At 71.9% G+C, this 16,917-nt stretch carries 16 protein-coding genes; 9 read left to right on the top strand and 7 right to left on the bottom strand.

Annotated elements, in window-relative coordinates; genetic code table 11:
- The first annotated feature begins 58 nt into the window (after positions 1-58).
- The 7 genes from ABD648_RS15955 (at position 59) to ABD648_RS15925 (ending at position 7,676) form a co-directional block, all read left to right on the top strand.
- Complete coding sequence (locus tag ABD648_RS15955) at positions 59-1,327, top strand: molybdopterin molybdotransferase MoeA (RefSeq protein WP_282215943.1); 1,269 nt, start codon at positions 59-61, stop codon at positions 1,325-1,327.
- A complete protein-coding gene (mobA, locus tag ABD648_RS15950; protein ID WP_282215942.1) occupies positions 1,324-1,944 on the top strand; it encodes a molybdenum cofactor guanylyltransferase in 621 nt (206 codons plus the stop codon). The genes ABD648_RS15955 and mobA overlap by 4 nt, the downstream gene beginning before the upstream one ends.
- On the top strand, positions 1,941-2,225 hold the full coding sequence (locus ABD648_RS15945; RefSeq protein ID WP_282215941.1) for a DUF6457 domain-containing protein: 285 nt from the start codon (positions 1,941-1,943) through the stop codon (positions 2,223-2,225). The genes mobA and ABD648_RS15945 overlap by 4 nt, the downstream gene beginning before the upstream one ends.
- A 145-nt stretch (positions 2,226-2,370) precedes the next feature.
- The gene (locus tag ABD648_RS15940) at positions 2,371-3,759 is read left to right on the top strand and encodes an MFS transporter (protein WP_282215940.1); all 1,389 of its coding nucleotides are present in this window, start codon (positions 2,371-2,373) and stop codon (positions 3,757-3,759) included.
- A gap of 2 nt (positions 3,760-3,761) precedes the next feature.
- A complete protein-coding gene (locus ABD648_RS15935; RefSeq protein ID WP_344709489.1) occupies positions 3,762-5,303 on the top strand; it encodes an FAD-dependent oxidoreductase in 1,542 nt (513 codons plus the stop codon).
- The gene (locus tag ABD648_RS15930; RefSeq protein WP_282215939.1) at positions 5,300-7,366 is read left to right on the top strand and encodes a molybdopterin oxidoreductase family protein; all 2,067 of its coding nucleotides are present in this window, start codon (positions 5,300-5,302) and stop codon (positions 7,364-7,366) included. The genes ABD648_RS15935 and ABD648_RS15930 overlap by 4 nt, the downstream gene beginning before the upstream one ends.
- Positions 7,367-7,466: 100 nt before the next feature.
- Positions 7,467-7,676: a methyltransferase gene (locus ABD648_RS15925; RefSeq protein ID WP_282215938.1), complete on the top strand. Its 210-nt coding sequence runs from the start codon at positions 7,467-7,469 to the stop codon at positions 7,674-7,676.
- Positions 7,677-7,698: 22 nt separating this feature from the next.
- Here ABD648_RS15925 and pheA read toward each other — a convergent pair whose 3' ends face one another.
- Complete coding sequence (gene pheA, locus ABD648_RS15920) at positions 7,699-8,649, bottom strand: prephenate dehydratase (RefSeq protein WP_282215937.1); 951 nt, start codon at positions 8,647-8,649, stop codon at positions 7,699-7,701.
- Positions 8,650-8,717: 68 nt separating this feature from the next.
- On the opposite strand from pheA, the gene ABD648_RS15915 reads away from it, so the two are divergent.
- Positions 8,718-9,263, top strand: a complete 546-nt coding sequence (locus ABD648_RS15915; protein WP_282215936.1) for a DUF4287 domain-containing protein — start codon at positions 8,718-8,720, stop codon at positions 9,261-9,263.
- Here the strand turns inward: ABD648_RS15915 and ABD648_RS15910 are convergent.
- Positions 9,248-10,120 carry an AraC family transcriptional regulator gene (locus ABD648_RS15910; RefSeq protein WP_282215935.1) on the bottom strand — a complete coding sequence of 291 codons (873 nt, stop codon included), beginning with the start codon at positions 10,118-10,120 and terminating at the stop codon, positions 9,248-9,250. The two genes, ABD648_RS15915 and ABD648_RS15910, sit on opposite strands and share 16 nt — an antisense overlap.
- 85 nt (positions 10,121-10,205) lie before the next feature.
- Between ABD648_RS15910 and pgm the strand changes: the two genes are divergently transcribed.
- Positions 10,206-11,855, top strand: a complete 1,650-nt coding sequence (pgm, locus tag ABD648_RS15905) for a phosphoglucomutase (alpha-D-glucose-1,6-bisphosphate-dependent) (protein ID WP_282215934.1) — start codon at positions 10,206-10,208, stop codon at positions 11,853-11,855.
- On the opposite strand, the gene ABD648_RS15900 is transcribed toward pgm, so the two are convergent.
- From ABD648_RS15900 to ABD648_RS15880, 5 genes are read right to left on the bottom strand one after another with little or no spacing between them, the layout of a single operon-like run.
- The gene (locus ABD648_RS15900) at positions 11,852-12,955 is read right to left on the bottom strand and encodes a glycerate kinase (protein ID WP_282215933.1); all 1,104 of its coding nucleotides are present in this window, start codon (positions 12,953-12,955) and stop codon (positions 11,852-11,854) included. The two genes, pgm and ABD648_RS15900, sit on opposite strands and share 4 nt — an antisense overlap.
- Positions 12,952-14,022: a LacI family DNA-binding transcriptional regulator gene (locus tag ABD648_RS15895; RefSeq protein WP_282215932.1), complete on the bottom strand. Its 1,071-nt coding sequence runs from the start codon at positions 14,020-14,022 to the stop codon at positions 12,952-12,954. The genes ABD648_RS15900 and ABD648_RS15895 overlap by 4 nt, the downstream gene beginning before the upstream one ends.
- Before the next feature lie 28 nt (positions 14,023-14,050).
- A complete protein-coding gene (locus tag ABD648_RS15890; protein ID WP_282215931.1) occupies positions 14,051-14,815 on the bottom strand; it encodes a sugar phosphate isomerase/epimerase family protein in 765 nt (254 codons plus the stop codon).
- A gap of 12 nt (positions 14,816-14,827) precedes the next feature.
- Entirely contained in the window at positions 14,828-15,694 is an 867-nt protein-coding gene (locus ABD648_RS15885) for a sugar phosphate isomerase/epimerase family protein (protein WP_282215930.1), read from the bottom strand.
- Entirely contained in the window at positions 15,691-16,917 is a 1,227-nt protein-coding gene (locus ABD648_RS15880; protein ID WP_282215929.1) for a dihydrodipicolinate synthase family protein, read from the bottom strand. Before ABD648_RS15880 ends, ABD648_RS15885 begins: the two co-directional genes overlap by 4 nt.

Raw genomic sequence — 16,917 nt, 5'->3', positions numbered from 1 at the left:
GCCGCAACATCGCGCACGACCCGCCGAGCGGGATGACGCCCCGGCGTACGCTGAGTCCATGCGCCCTGCCTCTCCTCCGACCGGCGCTGGTGCCATCCGCCGCACCGTGGAGGAGCATCTCGCGGTCGTCCTCTCGGCCGTCACGCCCGTGCCCTCCGCGACCGTGCCGCTCGGCGACGCCATCGGACGCACGCTCGCCGCGCCGGTGCTCGCCCGTGTCGATGTGCCGCTGTTCGACAACTCCGCCATGGACGGCTACGCCGCGCGTCACGAGGACGTCGCCGCCGCAGACGCCGCGCACCCGGTGACGGTGCGCATCGTCGCCGACATCCCCGCCGGCTCGTCCGTCGACCCTTCCCTCGGCGCGGGTGAGGCCGCCAGGATCATGACCGGCGCTCCCGTTCCCACGGCGGCGACGGTGGTGATCCCCGTCGAGGACACCCACGGCGGATTCGCGCACTCGCAGACCTCCGCGATCGTCCTCGCAGCGCCGCGGAGCGAAGGTGCGCACATCCGTCGGCGCGGCGAGGACGTGCGCGCCGGTGCAGAGGTCGCTCCGGCCGGGATCGTCGTCGGCGCCCTGCAGGCGACGGCGTTCGCGGCATCCGGCGTGGATCGGGTCGACGTGCGGCGGCGACCGCGCGTGGCCGTCATCTCGACCGGCAGCGAGCTCGCCCCGCCCGGCGGCGTCTTCGCCCGCGGGCAGATCCCGGAGTCGAACTCGATCCTGCTCGCAGCCTCGTGTCGGGAGGCCGGCGCCGACCTGGTCTCGGTCACGACGGTGACCGACGAGGATGCCGCGTTCGACGCGGCCTTCACGCACGCGGTCGACGACCTCGGGGCCGACCTCGTCGTCACCTCTGGCGGGGTCAGCGCCGGCGCCTACGAGGTCGTCCGCAGCGTGCTGAGCGACCGGATCGACTTCGTCTCGGTCGCGATGCAGCCGGGAGAGCCGCAGGCGTTCGGCCGGGTCGGCGATGCGCTCGTGTTCGGCCTTCCGGGGAACCCCGTGAGCGTCGCGATGTCGTTCGAGGCGTTCGTGCGCCCCGCCCTGCTGGCGCTGCAGGGCCGGTCCGACCTGCAGCGACCCACCATGCGGCTGCCCGCCGCGACCGGATGGCGGACCAGACAGGGTCGTCGGCAGTTCCTGCCCGCGCGCATCGACCGCGCGGACCCCACCGGCTGGACGGTGCGGCCGGCGACCGCGGGAGGATCGGGTTCGCACCTGGCGGCCGGCCTGGCGCAGGCGGAGGCCTACGCGGTGGTTCCCGAGGATGTCGCGACGGTGAGCGCCGGCGACCTGGTCGACGTCGTGCTGCTCTCATGACCGCTCCCCTCACTCCGCACGGCTCCGGCGGCATCGCTGCGATCGTCCTCGCCGGCGGTCGCGCCTCACGCCTGGGCGGAGCCGACAAGCCGCAGCTCGTGGTGGACGGTGAGACGCTGCTCGACCGGGCGGTGCGTGCGGTGTCGTGGTGCGACCCGCTCATCGTGGTCGGACCGCCCGCACCCGTGCGGGCCGAGGTCGTCTGGACGCGCGAGACGCCCGCGTTCGGCGGCCCCGTGGCCGCGATCGCCGCGGGCCTGGCGCATGTCGACAGCGCGGAGGTCTGCGTCCTCGCCGCCGACACCCCGCGCGCCGTGGAGGCGGTCGCGCTGCTGCGGGAGCATCCGCCGGGCGACGCCGACGGGACCTGTCTCGCGGATGCCGCCGGCGCGCAGTGGCTGATCGGCCGCTATCGCACCGCAGCACTCCGCCGTGCCGTCGACGCGCTCCCCGACGGCGGCCGGGACGCCTCGATGCGCTCCCTCGTCTCGGGACTGAACCTGGACCTCGTGACCGCCGGCGACCTGGCGGCGGACGTCGACACGTGGGACGATCTGGAGCGTGCCAGGACGCAGGCTGCTCGGGCACGAGGACGCACGGATCAGGAGGCGACATGACAGATCAGCCGCGGCATCTCCCCGTCGATGCCCTGGACGAGTGGACCACGGCGGTGTGCGCCCGCCTGGGTCTGGATCGCTCGGATGTCGACGTGGCGCGCATCCTCGACCTGGCTCGTGACGTCGCGCACGGCGTCGCCCGCCCCGCCGCTCCGCTGAGCGCCTTCCTCGCGGGGCTCGCCGCCGGCCGCGCCGGAGGCTCTCCTGCCGATGCCGATGCCGCCGCCGCGGCGATCAGCGAGCTCGCCGCGGGCTGGCGCCCGGACGACGATCACACCTGATCGGCGGGGCGTTCACGGGGACCTCTCATCGGCCCCCGTGCCCGTGTGATGCAAAAGTAATCATCCGGAAATCGCCGAAGAGCAGCCGGGAAATACGCGACCCCTAGGTTCGGAGCATTCTTCCTCTCGAACTCCAGGAGCCGCGATGTCTCAGACGCTCGGAAACACCAGGGTCGATTCGGCCACCACCCTCACCCGCCGCGACGGTCGCTGGATCGACGGCTGGAACCCGGAGGACGCCGTCTTCTGGGCCGCGGAGGGCCGTGGGATCGCCCGCCGCAACCTCGGCTGGTCGATCTTCGCCGAGTTCCTCGGCTTCATCGTGTGGCAGCTGTGGAGCATCGTGGTCGTGCTGCTGCCGAATGCCGGCTTCACTCTCAGCACCACCGAGTCGTTCTGGCTGATCTCGCTGCCGAGCCTCGTCGGCGCGACCCTGCGCTTCCCGTACACGTTCCTCGTCGCACGGTTCGGCGGTCGCAACTGGACCATCGTGTCGGCCCTGCTGCTGCTGATCCCGGCCGGCCTGCTCGGCGTGGTGGTGCAGAACCCCGAGACACCGTTCGGCGTCCTGCTCCTCGTCGCAGCCCTCGCGGGCTTCGGCGGCGGCAACTTCGCCAGCTCGATGTCGAACATCACCTACTTCTTCCCGCAGAAGGAGAAGGGATGGGCGCTCGGCCTGAACGCGGCCGGCGGCAACCTCGGCACCGCGGTCGCCCAGCTCGCCGTTCCCATCGTCGTGTCGCTCACCGCCGCCCTGACTTTCAATCTCTCCTTCGCGGGGTGGATGTGGATCCCGCTCATCCTCCTCGCCGCCTGGGGCGCCTGGCGCTACATGGACAACCTGTCCTCCGCGAAGGCCGACTTCGCCGGCGCCGCCGCGGCCCTGCGTGAACCGCATCTGTGGGTGCTGGCACTGCTCTACATCGGCACCTTCGGATCGTTCATCGGCTTCTCCAGCGTGTTCCCGAAGCTGATCGCCGACACCTTCCCGGAGTACTCGACGTTCCAGGTCGGCACGGCCTCGCTCTCGCTCGCGTTCCTCGGCGCGCTCGTCGGATCGCTCGCGCGGCCCTACGGCGGCAAGCTCGCCGACCGCTTCGGCGGAGCGCGCATGACGATCGCCGCCTTCGGCCTGATGATCGCCGGCGCCCTCTCCCTCCTGCTCACGCTCGAGCTGAACAGCTTCGCGCTCTTCCTCGGATGCTTCCTGCTGCTGTTCGTCGCCGCGGGCCTCGGCAACGGCTCGACCTACCGGATGATCCCGAACGTCTTCGCCGCACGCGGCGCCGCCACCGCGGGCGATCCGCTGACGGTGAGCACGCAGCGCAAGGGCGCCGCGGCGCTCGGACTGATCTCCGCGATCGGCGCCTACGGCGGGTTCGTCATCCCGCAGGTGCTGGCCGCCGCGAAGAACGCGAGCGGGTCCTACGCCCCGGCCTTCGCGGGCTTCGTCGGCGCCTACGTGGTGCTGCTCGTCATCACCGTGCTCGTCTACGCGGTCCCGCGCGCCTCGCTCGCCGGACACCGGATCTGACCGTGCGGATCGTCGTCGTCGGTGCCGGGCCCGTCGGCATCCGGTTCGCGGAGGAGCTCCTGCCGCTCATCTCCGCGGACCGCGTGACGGTGACGGTGATCGGCGCCGAGACCGCCGATCCGTACAACCGCGTGCTGATCGGCGAGTACGCGGCCGGCGAGGTCGCGGCATCCGAGCTCACGCTCACGACGGCCGCCGGCCTGCCGGGAGTGGACCTGCGTCTCGGCGCCCGCGCGGAGCGCATCGATCGGGAGGCGCAGCGGGTGGTGCTGGGCGACGGGTCGACCATCGCGTACGACCGGCTCGTGCTCGCCACCGGTGCCCGGCCGATCATCCCGGCACTGGACGGGCTGCACACCGTGGGGCCGGACGGCACCGGCCTCGACGCACGCCTCACCGCCGGGGTGTGCGTGCTGCGCGACCTGTCGGATGCCGCCCAGGTGCGCGAGGTCGTCGAGCGGGGCGGGCGCGTGGTCGTGCTCGGCGCCGGCGTGCTCGGCATCGAGCTGGCCATGCTCCTCGCCGATGCGGGAGTCACGCCGGCCGTCGCGCACTTCGGCCCGATCCCGATGCCGCGGCAGCTCGATCGCGGCTCGGCCTCGGTCCTGTCATCCGCTCTCGCATCGGCAGGCGTCACGCTGGTGCCGCACACCCGCGCCGAGGGCGTGATCGTGCGCGAGGACGAGACCGGCGAGCGACGATTCCGCGCGCTGGTCAGTTCCGACGCCAAGCACATCGAGGGCGACCTGCTCGTGCTGTCGTGCGGCGTGCGCGCGCGGACCGAGCTCGCGGAGAACGCCGGACTCCGCGTCGGCAACGGCGTGCTGGTCGACAGCGCACTGCGGTCGTGGACCGACGAGCGGATCCACGCGATCGGCGACTGCGCCCACATCGCCGATCCGGAACTCCACCTGCACGAGAAGCGCGTGCCCGGCGGACCCAACGGCCTCGTCGGCCCCGGCTGGCGTCAGGCTTCCTGGCTCGCCGCCCGCATCACCGCCGAGGTCACCGCCGAGCTCGACGCCGAGGACCACGCCCCGTTCCCCGAGGATCAGCCGGGCGTCGTCGTGCTGAAGGGCGAACTCGTCGATCTCGTCTCCGCCGGCGACGTCTCGGCCGACCCGTTCGCGCCGGTCCCGGCAGGAGAGGACGCCCCGGGCATCGCGGTCTGGGCCGACCCGGAGCACGGCACCTACGTGAAGATGGCGACCCGCGGCGGCGTGCTGACCGGATTCGTCGCCGTGGGGATGCCGCGCACCGCCGCCGAGCTGAGCGTGCTGTATCTGCGCGGCGGCGAGCTGCCGGCCGATCGCTCCCTGCTGCTCCGCCTCGACGACGCCGACGAGGTCGAGCCGGTGAGCGGTCGCGACGCGACCCTGTGCATCTGCAACGATGTGACGGTCGGACAGGTCGAGGACGCGATCGACGACGGCTGCGGCACCGTCGCGGAGGTCGGCGGATGCACGCGTGCCGGCACCGGATGCGGCGGATGCCGTGCCCGCATCGCCGAGCTCGTCCACGCGCACGCGGCGGCGACGGCATGACCGACACGCACTGCCCCTACTGCGCACTGCAGTGCGCGATGACGCTCACTGCGGCGCCCGACGGCCCGCTCCCGGTCAGCGTCGCCGGACGAGACTTCCCCACCAACCGCGGCGGCCTCTGCAAGAAGGGCTGGACGTCGGCCGAGCTCCTCGGCGACGCCGGCCGGCTGACGACGCCGCTGGTGCGCGGCGCCGACGGCGAGCTGCATCCCGCCGACTGGGACGCGGCTCTCGACCTGCTCGCCGCCCGCCTGCAGGGCATCGCGGCAAAGCACGGGCGCGACGCGATCGGCGTTTTCGGCGGCGGCGGGCTGACGAACGAGAAGGCCTATCAGCTGGGCAAGTTCGCGCGCATCGCGCTCGGCACCTCCCGGATCGACTACAACGGACGCTTCTGCATGTCGTCGGCCGCCGCGGCCGCGAACCGCTCGTTCGGCATCGACCGCGGACTCCCGTTCCCGCTGACGGATCTCGACACCGCCGAGACGATCCTGATGCTCGGCTCGAACGTGGGCGACACGATGCCGCCGTTCGTCTCGCACCTGCAGGGCGCCAGGGCGCGCGGCGGCCTCATCGTCGTCGATCCCCGACGCAGCTCCACCGCCCGCCTCTGCGCCGACGGCGGCGGCATCCATCTCCAGCCCGTGCCCGGCACCGACCTGGCCCTGCTGCTGTCGCTCATCCACGTGGTCATCGCCGAGCATCTCCACGATGCCGGCTACGTGTCGCAGCGCACGTCCGGATTCGAGGCGCTGCGGCAGTCCGTGTCGTCGTGGTGGCCGGAGCGGGCGGCGACGGTCACCGGAGTGCCGGCGTCGCGCATCCGGGAGATCGCGCGGATGCTCGCGCGCTCAGGCTCCGCCTACATCCTCACCGGACGGGGCGTGGAGCAGCACGTCGACGGCACCGACACCGCGACCGCCGCGATCAACCTCGCCCTGCTGCTCGGTCTGCCCGGCACGCCAGGATCCGGCTACGGCACGCTGACGGGGCAGGGCAACGGACAGGGCGGACGCGAGCACGGGCAGAAGGCCGACCAGCTGCCGGGCTACCGCAAGATCACGGATCCGGCCGCACGCGCGCACGTCGCCGACGTCTGGGGCGTCGATCCCGACGACATCCCGGGCCCCGGCATCCCGGCCGTCGAGCTGCTGCAGGGCGCCGGACTCCCCGGCGGTGTGCGCGCGCTGCTCGTGCACGGCTCGAACGTCGTGGTCTCCTCGCCGAACGTCGCGACGGTGCGGGAGGCGCTCGGCCGTCTCGACCTGCTGGTGGTGTCGGACTTCTTCCTCTCCGAGACCGCGCGGATGGCCGACATCGTCCTCCCGGTGCTGCAGTGGGCCGAGGAGGAGGGCACGATGACGAACCTGGAGGGGCGCGTGCTCCGACGCCGGAAGGCCCTCACCCCACCTCCCGGCACACGCAGCGAACTCTGGATCATGGCGGAGCTCGCCCGGCGCCTCGACGCCCCCGGCGTGTGGAGCCTCGACCCCGCCGAGGTCTTCGACGAACTCGCCCGTGCTTCCGCCGGCGGCCCCGCGGACTACTCCGGTCTCAGCCACGCCCTGCTCGACCTCGGTGTCGAGGCGCACTGGCCCTTCCCCGTCGGCAGTCTCGGCACACCGCGCCTGTTCGCCGATCGCTTTGCGCACCCCGACGGCCGCGCGAAGCTCGTCGCCGTGCGGGCGCAGGAGCACGAGGCGGCGGACGGGGACCGGCTCAACCTCGTCACCGGGCGCCTGCTGGAGCAGTATCAGAGCGGCACGCAGACCCGCCGCGTCAGCGAGCTCACCGCGAAACGTCCGGCGCTGATCGCCCAGCTGCATCCGGCCACGGCCCGTCGGCACGGCATCGGCGAGGGCGACGGCATCCGCATCGCGAACGACCGTGGCACCGTGATCGCGCGCGCCGAGCTGACGCGCGACATCCGCCCGGACACGGTGTTCCTGCCGTTCCACTACCCGGATGCCGGCAGCGCGAACCTTCTGACCGACGACCGCGTCGATCCGCACTCGGCCATGCCGGAGTTCAAGCGCGCCCTGGTGAGCGTCTCGGCGGAGTGATCCCGAGCGCCCTGTCAAGGCCTGGCTTTCCGGGTGCACGAGGCGTAGCGTCACGAGCACGGTCACCGGCCGTGTCACGGCAGTGGAAGGAGTTCCGACGATGAGCACCACGAAGACCCTCGCCCTCTGGGTCGCCTACGGATCGAATGGAGTGGTCGGCAGCATCCGCCACGACGAGGACGGCTACGTCGTCACGATGACGGGATCGGATGCCACGACAGGCACCTACCCGAGCCTCGCATCCGCCAAGGGCGCGCTGCACTCGCACATGGCGCCGGGCAGCGACTGGCCGCGCTTCCAGGAGCACTGACCGGTCGGCCCGCGGCCCGGCTCTACGCCTCGGGTTCGCCGGAGAGGATGCCGCGCAGCCAGTCCCGCGCCTCGACGAAGATGTCGTCGGCATAGCGATCGGGATACTGCACGATCTGGCGATCGGCGCGCGGATACGAACCGAGGAAGACCACGCGCGGGCTGAAGCGGCGGATGCCGAGCAGGGCGTCCGCCATCCGCTCGTGCTCGATGTGCCCGTCGGCGTCGATGACGAACCGGTACCGGCCGAGCTCGTCGCCGATCGGCCGGGACTCGATCAGCGACAGGTTGATCCCGCGCGTCGAGAACTGCTCGAGCATCTCCAGCAGCGATCCGGGGTGATCGTGCGGCAGCTCGACGATGAGCGAGGTCTTGTCGGCGCCGGTCGGGGCGGGCGGCGTCGTCGTGCGCGTGACGAGCACGAACCGGGTGACGGCCTGCGCGTTGTCGCCGATGCCCTCGGCGAGGACGTCGACGTCGTAGTGCTTGACGATGCCGGGCGCCGCGATGGCGGCCTGCGCCGGAAGCGTGCCGTCGAGCACGCCGATGGCGGAGGCGACATTGCTCGCGGCCGGCACATGCGAGTGCGAGGGCACGTTCGCGCCGAGCCAGCCGTGGCACTGGGCGTACGCGACCGGATGCGCCGCGATGACCTCGACCTGGTCGAGCGTGGTGCCGCGCGGAGCGACCAGCACGAAGTTCACCCGGACGAGGTACTCGCCGATGATGCGCAGACCCGGCAGCGTCGCCAGCGCGTCCTGCGTGGTGGAGACGCCGCCCTCGATCGAGTTCTCGATCGCGATCATCGCCGCATCGCTGCGCCCCTCGAGCACGTCGTCGAGAGCCTCGCCCACGTTGTGCACGGGGCGCCAGTCCTGCCCTCGCGCCTCGGCGACCTGGTCGAGCGCCGCCTCCGTGAAGGTTCCGGCAGGGCCGAGGTAGCTGTAGGTGCGGCGTTCAGTCACGCGTCTCACCTTATCCCCGTCGACCGGCGTTCAATTCCGTACAATCGCGCGTCGATCCCGACGGATAGTCTTCCGGCATGGACGTGGATGCTGCGACGCAGACGATGATCGACAACCTCCCCGCGCGGACCGGGCGAGAGCTGCCCGCGTGGTTCGCGGAACTCGACGCCGCGGCACTCGACCGTCACGCGGCGGCCGTCGCTTTCTTGAAGACGGAGCACGGGGTGACGCACGGCTTCGCCAACCTCATCGTGAAGCTGCATCGGTCGCAGGGAGAGACCGTGACGGCCGACGGTCTCGTCGATGCGCAGTACGAGGGCCGGAAAGCCGGACTGCGGCCGGTGTACGAGCGCCTCGTCGCCGCGGCATCCGCATTCGGCGACGACGTCGAGGTGTCGCCGAAGAAGACCGGGGTCTCGCTGCGCCGCGGCAAGCAGTTCGCGCTGATCGAGGCGCCCAGCGCCACGCGCATCAGTGTCGGCATCAACCTCCGTGGGGTCGCTCCGACCGCACGCCTGCGGGGAGCGACCGGCATGTGCACGCACCGGGTCGACGTGACGTCGGTCGACGAGGTGGATGCCGAGCTCGTCGGCTGGCTGCACGACGCCTACGATCGCGCCTGAGGAGACACCGGGATCTCGTCGAGCGGCACGAAGTAGGCGGCGTCCGGTCCGAACTCGGCGATGCGCCGGTGATACTCGGTCGGCGTCCACCCGCAGAACCGGCGGAAGGCGCGGATGACATGGGGCTGGTCGTAGTACCCGGATGCCCCGGCGAGCGCCGTCCAGTCGGGAGCGCCTACGGACCCGGAGGCCGTGCCGTCGACCGCGGCGCTCGCGATCGCCGCGCCGAGGAATCGATGGAACCTGTCGACCTGCGCATACTCCTTGGGTGTCAGACCGGTGACGCCACGGAATCGGGAGATCAGCGTGCGGTGCGAGACGCCGGCGGCACGCGCGAGATCGCCGATGAGGCGCTCCGGCTCCTCGTGCAGCGATTCGAGAGCGTGCTGCACGACGTCGTCGGGCCGCCAGCCGACCGCCCGCTCCACGAGGAAGTCGCTGAGGGCGGTCAGCGCGGCATCCGCCGAGGGATCGCCGTGGAGCTCCGCGACCAGACGCTCGCTGCCCGGCACCACCGCCGTCGCATCCTGCACGCGCCGCGCGACCTCCGCACCCGGCACGCGCGTCAGGACGCTCAGCCCCTCGGGTCGCAGTTCCACCCCCACATGCCGGATGAGCTGCGGGGATTCGATCACGAGATACTCCGTCTGGATGCCGGAGAGGAAGGCGGCGGAGACCACCGTCGCGTGACCGTCGCGGTCGTACAGCGCGTACGGATCGGAGAGGTTGACGATGAAGTGGACGAACGGGAGCGGCAGGATCTTCTCGAAGCGGCGCTCCCGCGGCGCTTCGAGGAACCAGAGGCGAGAGACAGCTCGCTCCAGTCCCGCGGGAACCGCCCGCTCCTCGTAGATCACGCAGCCACAGTAACGTGACGGTCGGATCGCGACCAGGCATGTCGTCGGGGATGCACTCCGGCCGATCAGGGGGCAGACTGTGGGGATGACGAGCCGTGCCGGCCTCCCCGCGGAGGACACTGACCTGATCGACGTCGACGAGCTGATCGCCGCCTACTACGACCGTGTGCCGAATCCGGAGGTCGCCGCGGAGCGCGTCGTCTTCGGCACGAGCGGCCACCGCGGCTCCTCGCTGTCGAACAGCTTCAACGAGACGCACATCCTCGCCACCACGCAGGCGATCGTCGACTACCGCGCGTCGCAGGGCATCACCGGCCCGCTCTTCCTCGGCCGCGACACCCACGCCCTGTCGCTGCCCGCGGAGCGCAGCGCCATCGAGGTGCTCCTCGCCAACGGCGTCGACGTGCGCGTCGATTCCCGCGACGCCTGGGTTCCGACGCCGGCGCTCAGCCACGCGATCCTCACGTACAACCGCACCCTCGTCTCCGGCGAGGGCAACGCGGGCCGCGCCGACGGCATCGTGGTGACCCCTTCGCACAACCCGCCGCGCGACGGCGGCTTCAAGTACAACCCACCGCACGGCGGACCCGCCGACACCGACGCGACGGGCTGGATCGCCGATCGCGCCAACGAGCTGATCGCGAGCGGACTCGACGGAGTGAAGCGCGAGCGCTTCGCCGACGTCGACTGGGACGCGATCACCGGCTACGACTTCCGCGACGCGTACGTGCGCGACCTCCCGTCGATCATCGACGTCGACGCCATCCGCCGCGCGGGCGTGCGCATCGGCGCGGATCCTCTCGGCGGAGCATCCGTCGAGTACTGGGCACTGATCGCCGAGGTCCACGACCTCGACCTCACGGTCGTGAACCCGGAGGTCGACCCGACCTGGCGCTTCATGACGCTCGACTGGGACGAGAAGATCCGGATGGATCCGTCCTCGCCGTCGGCCATGGCCTCGCTGGTCGCCAAGAAGGGCGACTACGACGTGCTCACCGGCAACGACGCCGACGCCGACCGGCACGGCATCGTCACCCCGGATGCCGGTCTGATGAACCCGAACCACTACCTCGCTGTCGCGATCGACTACCTGTACTCCCACCGGAGCGAGTGGCCGCGGGATGCGGCGATCGGCAAGACCCTCGTGTCCTCGATGATCATCGATCGCGTCGCCGAGTCGCTGGGCCGGCGCCTGCTGGAGGTGCCCGTCGGGTTCAAGTGGTTCGTGCCGGGCCTGCTCGACGGCTCCGTCGCCTTCGGCGGCGAGGAGTCCGCGGGAGCATCGTTCCTCCGCAGGGACGGCTCCGTCTGGTCGACCGACAAGGACGGCATCCTGCTCTGCCTGCTCGCCGCCGAGATCATCGCCGTGACGGGCAAGACCCCCTCGGAGCGCTACGCCGAGCTCGAGCAGGCCTTCGGCTCCTCGGCCTACCAGCGCGTCGACGCCCCCGCGACCCCCGAGCAGAAGGCGACGCTCGGCAAGCTCTCCCCGGATGCCGTCGCGGCGACGTCGCTCGCCGGCGAGGACATCACGGCGAAGCTGTCGCACGCGCCCGGCAACGGGGCCGCGATCGGCGGTCTGAAGGTGCAGACCGAGCACGCCTGGTTCGCCGCGCGCCCGTCGGGCACGGAAGACGTCTACAAGCTGTACGCCGAGAGCCTGCGCGGCCCGGAGCACCTCGCCGAGGTGCAGGCCGAGGCCCGCGCCGTGGTGTCGGCGGCGCTCGGCGGCTAGCTCCTGCGGGCGAGCTCCGCGCCGGCCGCCCGCAGCCAGCGTGCGGGCTCGGCGAGGGCGGCATCCGAGGATCCCGCCAGGTCGGTGAGCGAAGCGGATGCCGTGAACAGGCTCGTGTCGGCGTCGGCGGTGATGCGTCCCGCGGCGAGCATCGCCCGGACGCCGGCGTCGACGGCGAGGGACGCGATGAACGACGGGACCTTTCCGTCGCCGGACTGACCGTCGTACGACCCCTCGCCCGTGATGACCACGTCGGCGTCGGCGATCGCGTCGGCGAGCCCGATGAGTTCCGCCACCTCGGCGGCTCCGGGGGCGAGCACGCCTCCCCAGACGACGAGCGCCCCTCCCGTGCCGCCCGCGGCACCTGTTCCCGGCTGATCCGGGTCGAGGCCGAGCAGTGCGGCGAGATTGCCGAGCCCGCGGTCGGCGAGCGTGATGTCGGCGACGGAGTTCAGTCCCTTCTGCGGCCCGAAGACGGCGGAGGCGCCGCGCGGCCCGACCAGGGGATTCGTGACGTCGGTGAGCACGCGCACATCCGGCGCGGTGCGCAGACCGGACAGGTCGACGGAGGCGATGTCCGCGAGACCGCGGGCCCCGCGCGCGACGGGGGCGCCCGCGGCGTCGAGGAATCGGGCTCCGAGAGCGGACAGCATCCCGGCTCCGCCGTCTGTCGACCCGCTGGAGCCGATGCCGACGACCACCCGCGAGACGCCGTGGTCGAGGGCTGCGCCGATCGCCTGGCCGAAGCCGGTCGTGTCGGCGTCCCAGGGGCGGAGCTGGTCGAGGAGCTCGATGCCCGATGTCGAGGCGAGATCGATCACGGCGGTTCCGCCTGCCGCGTCGCCGGTCGGCGGCAGCAGCAGCCACGACGTGTCGATGTCCGCGCCGGTGGGCCCTTCGACGGTCACGGGCATGCGCCGCGAGCCGGGAACCGCCGCCGCGAAAGCCGCGACCGTCCCCTCGCCGCCGTCGGCCATCGGGCGGTGCACGAACTCCGCACCGGGGTCGACGTCGGTCCATCCCGTCTGCAGGGCGACGGCGGCGTCGACCGCGGTGATCGTGCCCTTGAAGCTGTCCGGAGCCAGCACGATCCGCGTCATGCCGCCACCTCCGGGGTGCTCGCGCGCACGATGACCTCGAGCGGCAGCGGGGGCTGCTGCCAGTCCGGGTCGACCGTCGCGCGGAAGGCCTGGTACCCCACCTCGCTCAGCGGCACCCGCACGGTCGTGAGGGCGGGGGTGACGTCGCTGCTGGACGGTACATCGTCGAAGCCGCAGACGGCGATGTCGGCGCCGACCTGTCTGCCGGCGTCACGGATCGCCGACATCGCGCCGATCGCGACCACGTCGCTGATCGCGAAGACGAGAGTTCCCGTCGCCACGCCCTCGCCGAGGGTCTCGGTCATCGCGGCGGCCCCGGACTCCCGTCGGAAGTCGCCGCGCAGCACGCGCTCGATCGTTCCGCCTGCGGCCTCGAAACCCGCGCGGAAGCCGGCGAGACGCTCGTCCGAGGTGCGCACGCCCTCCGCCGCGCCGATCGCGATGGCCGTGCGGTATCCGCGCTCTGCCATGCGGCGCCCGAGAGCCTCGGCTCCGGCGCGGTTGTCGATCTCCACCCGGCGATCGCCGAGGCCGTCCGGGCCGAACGTGACCGTGCGTCCGCCGAGCCTGGTGTATTCGCCGAGCTCGCGTGCGGTCTCCGCCTCCATCGGCTCCTCGGTCCGCGATGCCGCGAGGATGAGTCCCTGAGGTCTTTGACCGCGGAGCGCCCGGACGATCCTGGCCTCCCTCTCGGCGTCGCGCTCGGTGATCGCGATCGTGACGACCAGGCCGTGCTCGTCTGCGCCGCGCGCGACGCCTGACGCGATCAGACCGAAGTAGGGGTCGGCGATGTCGGCGACGAGCAGCGCGATCACCGGCGAGGTGCCGCGCGCGGTCGCTTGAGCGGAGACATTGGCGGTGTAGCCGAGGTCTGCCGCTGCCGCCTCCACGCGCTCACGGAAGGACTCGGCGACCTTGCGCTCCGAGCCGTTCAGCACGCGGGATGCCGTGGCGAGGGACACACCGGCCGCTCGGGCGACGTCGTGCAACGTCGCTGCTGCTCCGCGTGCGGACCGCCCCGCACGCGAGGAGGACGCAGGACCCGGGGGCGGCGAAGACGCGCTCATGATCGAGAGCCTACTGGGATGAGCAGGGTCACCCGGGCTGTCCGAGATAGGCCCGCAGCGCGGCGGCCTCGCCGGCGAGCAGCTCCGGATCATCGCCCGGGACGAACTCCAGCAGCGCGTCGCGGGGCGGGTCCGCGACAGCCTTCGCTTCGGCGAAGAACCGGGTCCAGAGTGAATCGCGCGCACGCAGGGGCAGCCGTTCCTTCGCCGGCCACCACGAGAACACGTGGGCGGCACTCGTCCGGGCGGCGAGCGCCCGGTACTCGCCGATCACGGTGTCGACCGATGCGGCGACGGTCGGCTGCCAGTACGTGCTCAGGCCCGGGTCGGCGACGTCCTCCAGCAACCGCAGGGTCGTGGGCGCCGTGTCCGCGAGCGTGCCGGAGTGGAACTCGAGAGCGAGGCCGATGCCTCTCGCGCCGGCCTCGGATGCCGCGGCCTGCAGCCGCTCGACCACCGCTGCCCAGTCGGCCCCGGTGGCTTCGTCGGAGCCGACGGAACCCGCCCAGATCCGGATGCGATCGGCGCCGAGCGCCTCGGCGCTGTCGAGAACCGGCGTGAGCTGCTCGTCGACGCCGCTTCGGAAGTACGACCCGTACGAGGCGACCGCCAATCCGGCATCCGTCGTCGCCTTCGCCACCTGCGCGGCCCGCACGGTGTCGCCCGGAGGCACGTGCACGTCGCCGCCCCACTCGATCGCCTCGAGCCCGGCGTCCGCGGCCAACTCGATGATCCGCTCGGGCGCCAGGGCGCGGAACGTCACCGAGCAGAGTCCTGGACGGATCGCGGTCATGCGTTCATCCTCTCAGCGCAGGTGCGGCGAGACCGCCGCGGCGAAGGTCTCCGCCGTTCGGCGCACGACGTTCGAAGGCGCATCCGCCCAGATGTCGGCGTTGAAGAGCTCGACCTCGATGTCGCGGTCGTAGCCGGTGTCGATCACGGCGCGCGTCAGCGATCCGAAGTCGATCACACCCTCCCCCGTGTAGTGGCGCGAGAGGAGCACGTCCGCGGCGAGCGGGGTCTTCCAGTCGCACACCTGGTACGTCGCGATGCGTCCTTCACGTCCGGCCCGGGCGATCTGGTCGAGCACCTGCGGATCCCACCAGATGTGGAAGGTGTCGACGGCCGCCCCGACGACCTTCGCATCGAAGTCGGCGGCGATGTCGAGCGCCTGACCGAGCGTCGAGACGACCGCCCGGTCGGACGCGTACATCGGATGCAGCGGCTCGATCGCCAGCGTCACCCCCGCGGCCTCGGCATCGGGAGCGAGCGCGCCGATCGCGTCGCGCACCCGTTCCCGCGCGCCGATCAGGTCGCGCGAACCCTCCGGCAGGCCGCCCGCAACGAGCACGAGCACGGCGGTCGACCCGTCGGCTCCGGCGGCGGCCAGCGTCGCGGTCTCCTCGATCGCCCGGCGGTTGTCGTCGAGCGCGGCGTCGCGCGCAGGACCGGCCGGGAGGGTGAAGAACCCGCCGCGGCAGTGGGTGGTGAAGCGCAGGCCGGAGTCCGTCAGCATACGGGCGGCGGCGTCGAGGCCGACCTCGTTCACCGGCTCTCGCCAGAGTCCGATGGCCTGGACCCCGGCATCCGCGGTGACCCGCAGGGCGGTGGCGAGGTCGGCGTGCTTGATGGTGGCCTGGTTGATCGAGAGGCGGGGGTCCGGGCTGGTCATACGTCCACTCCGTTCAGGCGCAGCATGCCGTGCCAGCGCTCCCGGGCGAGCTCGGGCACTTCGAGCGCGAGCGATGCGTTCGCGAGCTCGACGATGCGGCTGAGGTGCGGAAGGCTCCGCGCCGAGTGCAGGCCGCCGACCATCTGGAACGCGGACTGGTGGCCGTTGAGCCAGGACAGGAAAGCGACGCCCGTCTTGTAATAGAACGTCGGTGCGGCGAAGACCTGGCGGCTGAGCTCCTCGGTCGGGCCGAGGATCTCGAGGTACCGGTCGGGATCCCCCGCGTCGAGCGCCTGGATCGCCGCGGATGCCACCGGCGTGATGGCGGCGAACGCCCCGAGCAGCGCGTCGGAGTGTCCGCGTTTCGTCTCGCGAAGACCCGCACTGAGCGAGCGCCAGCGAGTCAAAGTGTCGCTCAACGACCGGGTGGTGTCTCCCCCGATCAGGCTCACGTAGTTGAAGTCGTCGCCCGTGAACATGCGCACGCCCTCCGGCAGCTGCTCGCGGACCGAGATCTCGGACTCCGCGTTCAGCAGGCTCATCTTGACGCCGGCGACCTTGCCCGGGTTCTCGCCGATCACCTCGAGCAGGACCTCGGATGCCGTCTGCCAGTCCGGTGCGCCGAAGTAGCCGGCGAGCTCCGGGTCGAAGGCCGTGCCGAGCCAGTGCAGCACGACCGGCACGGTGGCCGACTCGAGCACCTCCCGGTAGACGCGGCGGTAGTCGTCGGCGCCCGTCGCGACCCGCGCGAGATGCCGCGAGGCCATCAGCACGGGGCCGGCACCCTGCTCCTCGGTGAAGTGCAACTGCTCCTTGTAGGCGTCGATCACCTGGTCGATCGAGACGTGCGACTCGGTCAGGTGGTCGGTGTTGACGCCGACCACGACCGAGCCGCCCTCCTCGCGCGCGACCTCGGCGCTGCGAGCGATGAGCTCGCGGGTGGCCGCAGCATCCAGTCCCATGTTCCGCTGGGCGGTGTCCATGGCGTCGGCGACGCCGAGGCCCCAGGAGTACACGTTCCGCCGGAAGGCGAGCGTCGAGTCCCAGTCGATGTCGGCGGGCTGACCCGGGGTGTTGTCGGCGTGCGTCTTCGGCACGACGTGCGCGGCCGCATAGGCCACGCGGCTCTGCAGAGCGGATGCCGGACGGGTGAAGGATCCGCCCGCGTTCAGCGCGGCATCCGTCACCGTCCCGTCGGCGGCGAGGAGTCGGAGCGTGCTCAT

This window comes from Microbacterium luteolum (assembly GCF_039533965.1).
GTDB lineage: Bacteria > Actinomycetota > Actinomycetes > Actinomycetales > Microbacteriaceae > Microbacterium > Microbacterium luteolum.
This window is presented reverse-complemented; position numbering and strand designations above follow the sequence as displayed.

What these genes read in the sequence shown, in the direction of transcription:
- ABD648_RS15890 (WP_282215931.1), bottom strand. Translation starts at nt 14,815, where the DNA reads ATGACCGCGATCCGTCCAGGACTCTGCTCGGTGACGTTCCGCGCCCTG.
- ABD648_RS15895 (WP_282215932.1), bottom strand. Translation starts at nt 14,022, where the DNA reads ATGAGCGCGTCTTCGCCGCCCCCGGGTCCTGCGTCCTCCTCGCGTGCG.
- ABD648_RS15940 (WP_282215940.1), top strand. Translation starts at nt 2,371, where the DNA reads ATGTCTCAGACGCTCGGAAACACCAGGGTCGATTCGGCCACCACCCTC.
- ABD648_RS15930 (WP_282215939.1), top strand. Translation starts at nt 5,300, where the DNA reads ATGACCGACACGCACTGCCCCTACTGCGCACTGCAGTGCGCGATGACG.
- ABD648_RS15925 (WP_282215938.1), top strand. Translation starts at nt 7,467, where the DNA reads ATGAGCACCACGAAGACCCTCGCCCTCTGGGTCGCCTACGGATCGAAT.
- ABD648_RS15915 (WP_282215936.1), top strand. Translation starts at nt 8,718, where the DNA reads ATGGACGTGGATGCTGCGACGCAGACGATGATCGACAACCTCCCCGCG.
- ABD648_RS15945 (WP_282215941.1), top strand. Translation starts at nt 1,941, where the DNA reads ATGACAGATCAGCCGCGGCATCTCCCCGTCGATGCCCTGGACGAGTGG.
- ABD648_RS15880 (WP_282215929.1), bottom strand. Translation starts at nt 16,917, where the DNA reads ATGAGCACGCTCCGACTCCTCGCCGCCGACGGGACGGTGACGGATGCC.
- ABD648_RS15955 (WP_282215943.1), top strand. Translation starts at nt 59, where the DNA reads ATGCGCCCTGCCTCTCCTCCGACCGGCGCTGGTGCCATCCGCCGCACC.
- pgm (WP_282215934.1), top strand. Translation starts at nt 10,206, where the DNA reads ATGACGAGCCGTGCCGGCCTCCCCGCGGAGGACACTGACCTGATCGAC.
- ABD648_RS15885 (WP_282215930.1), bottom strand. Translation starts at nt 15,694, where the DNA reads ATGACCAGCCCGGACCCCCGCCTCTCGATCAACCAGGCCACCATCAAG.
- ABD648_RS15900 (WP_282215933.1), bottom strand. Translation starts at nt 12,955, where the DNA reads ATGACGCGGATCGTGCTGGCTCCGGACAGCTTCAAGGGCACGATCACC.
- mobA (WP_282215942.1), top strand. Translation starts at nt 1,324, where the DNA reads ATGACCGCTCCCCTCACTCCGCACGGCTCCGGCGGCATCGCTGCGATC.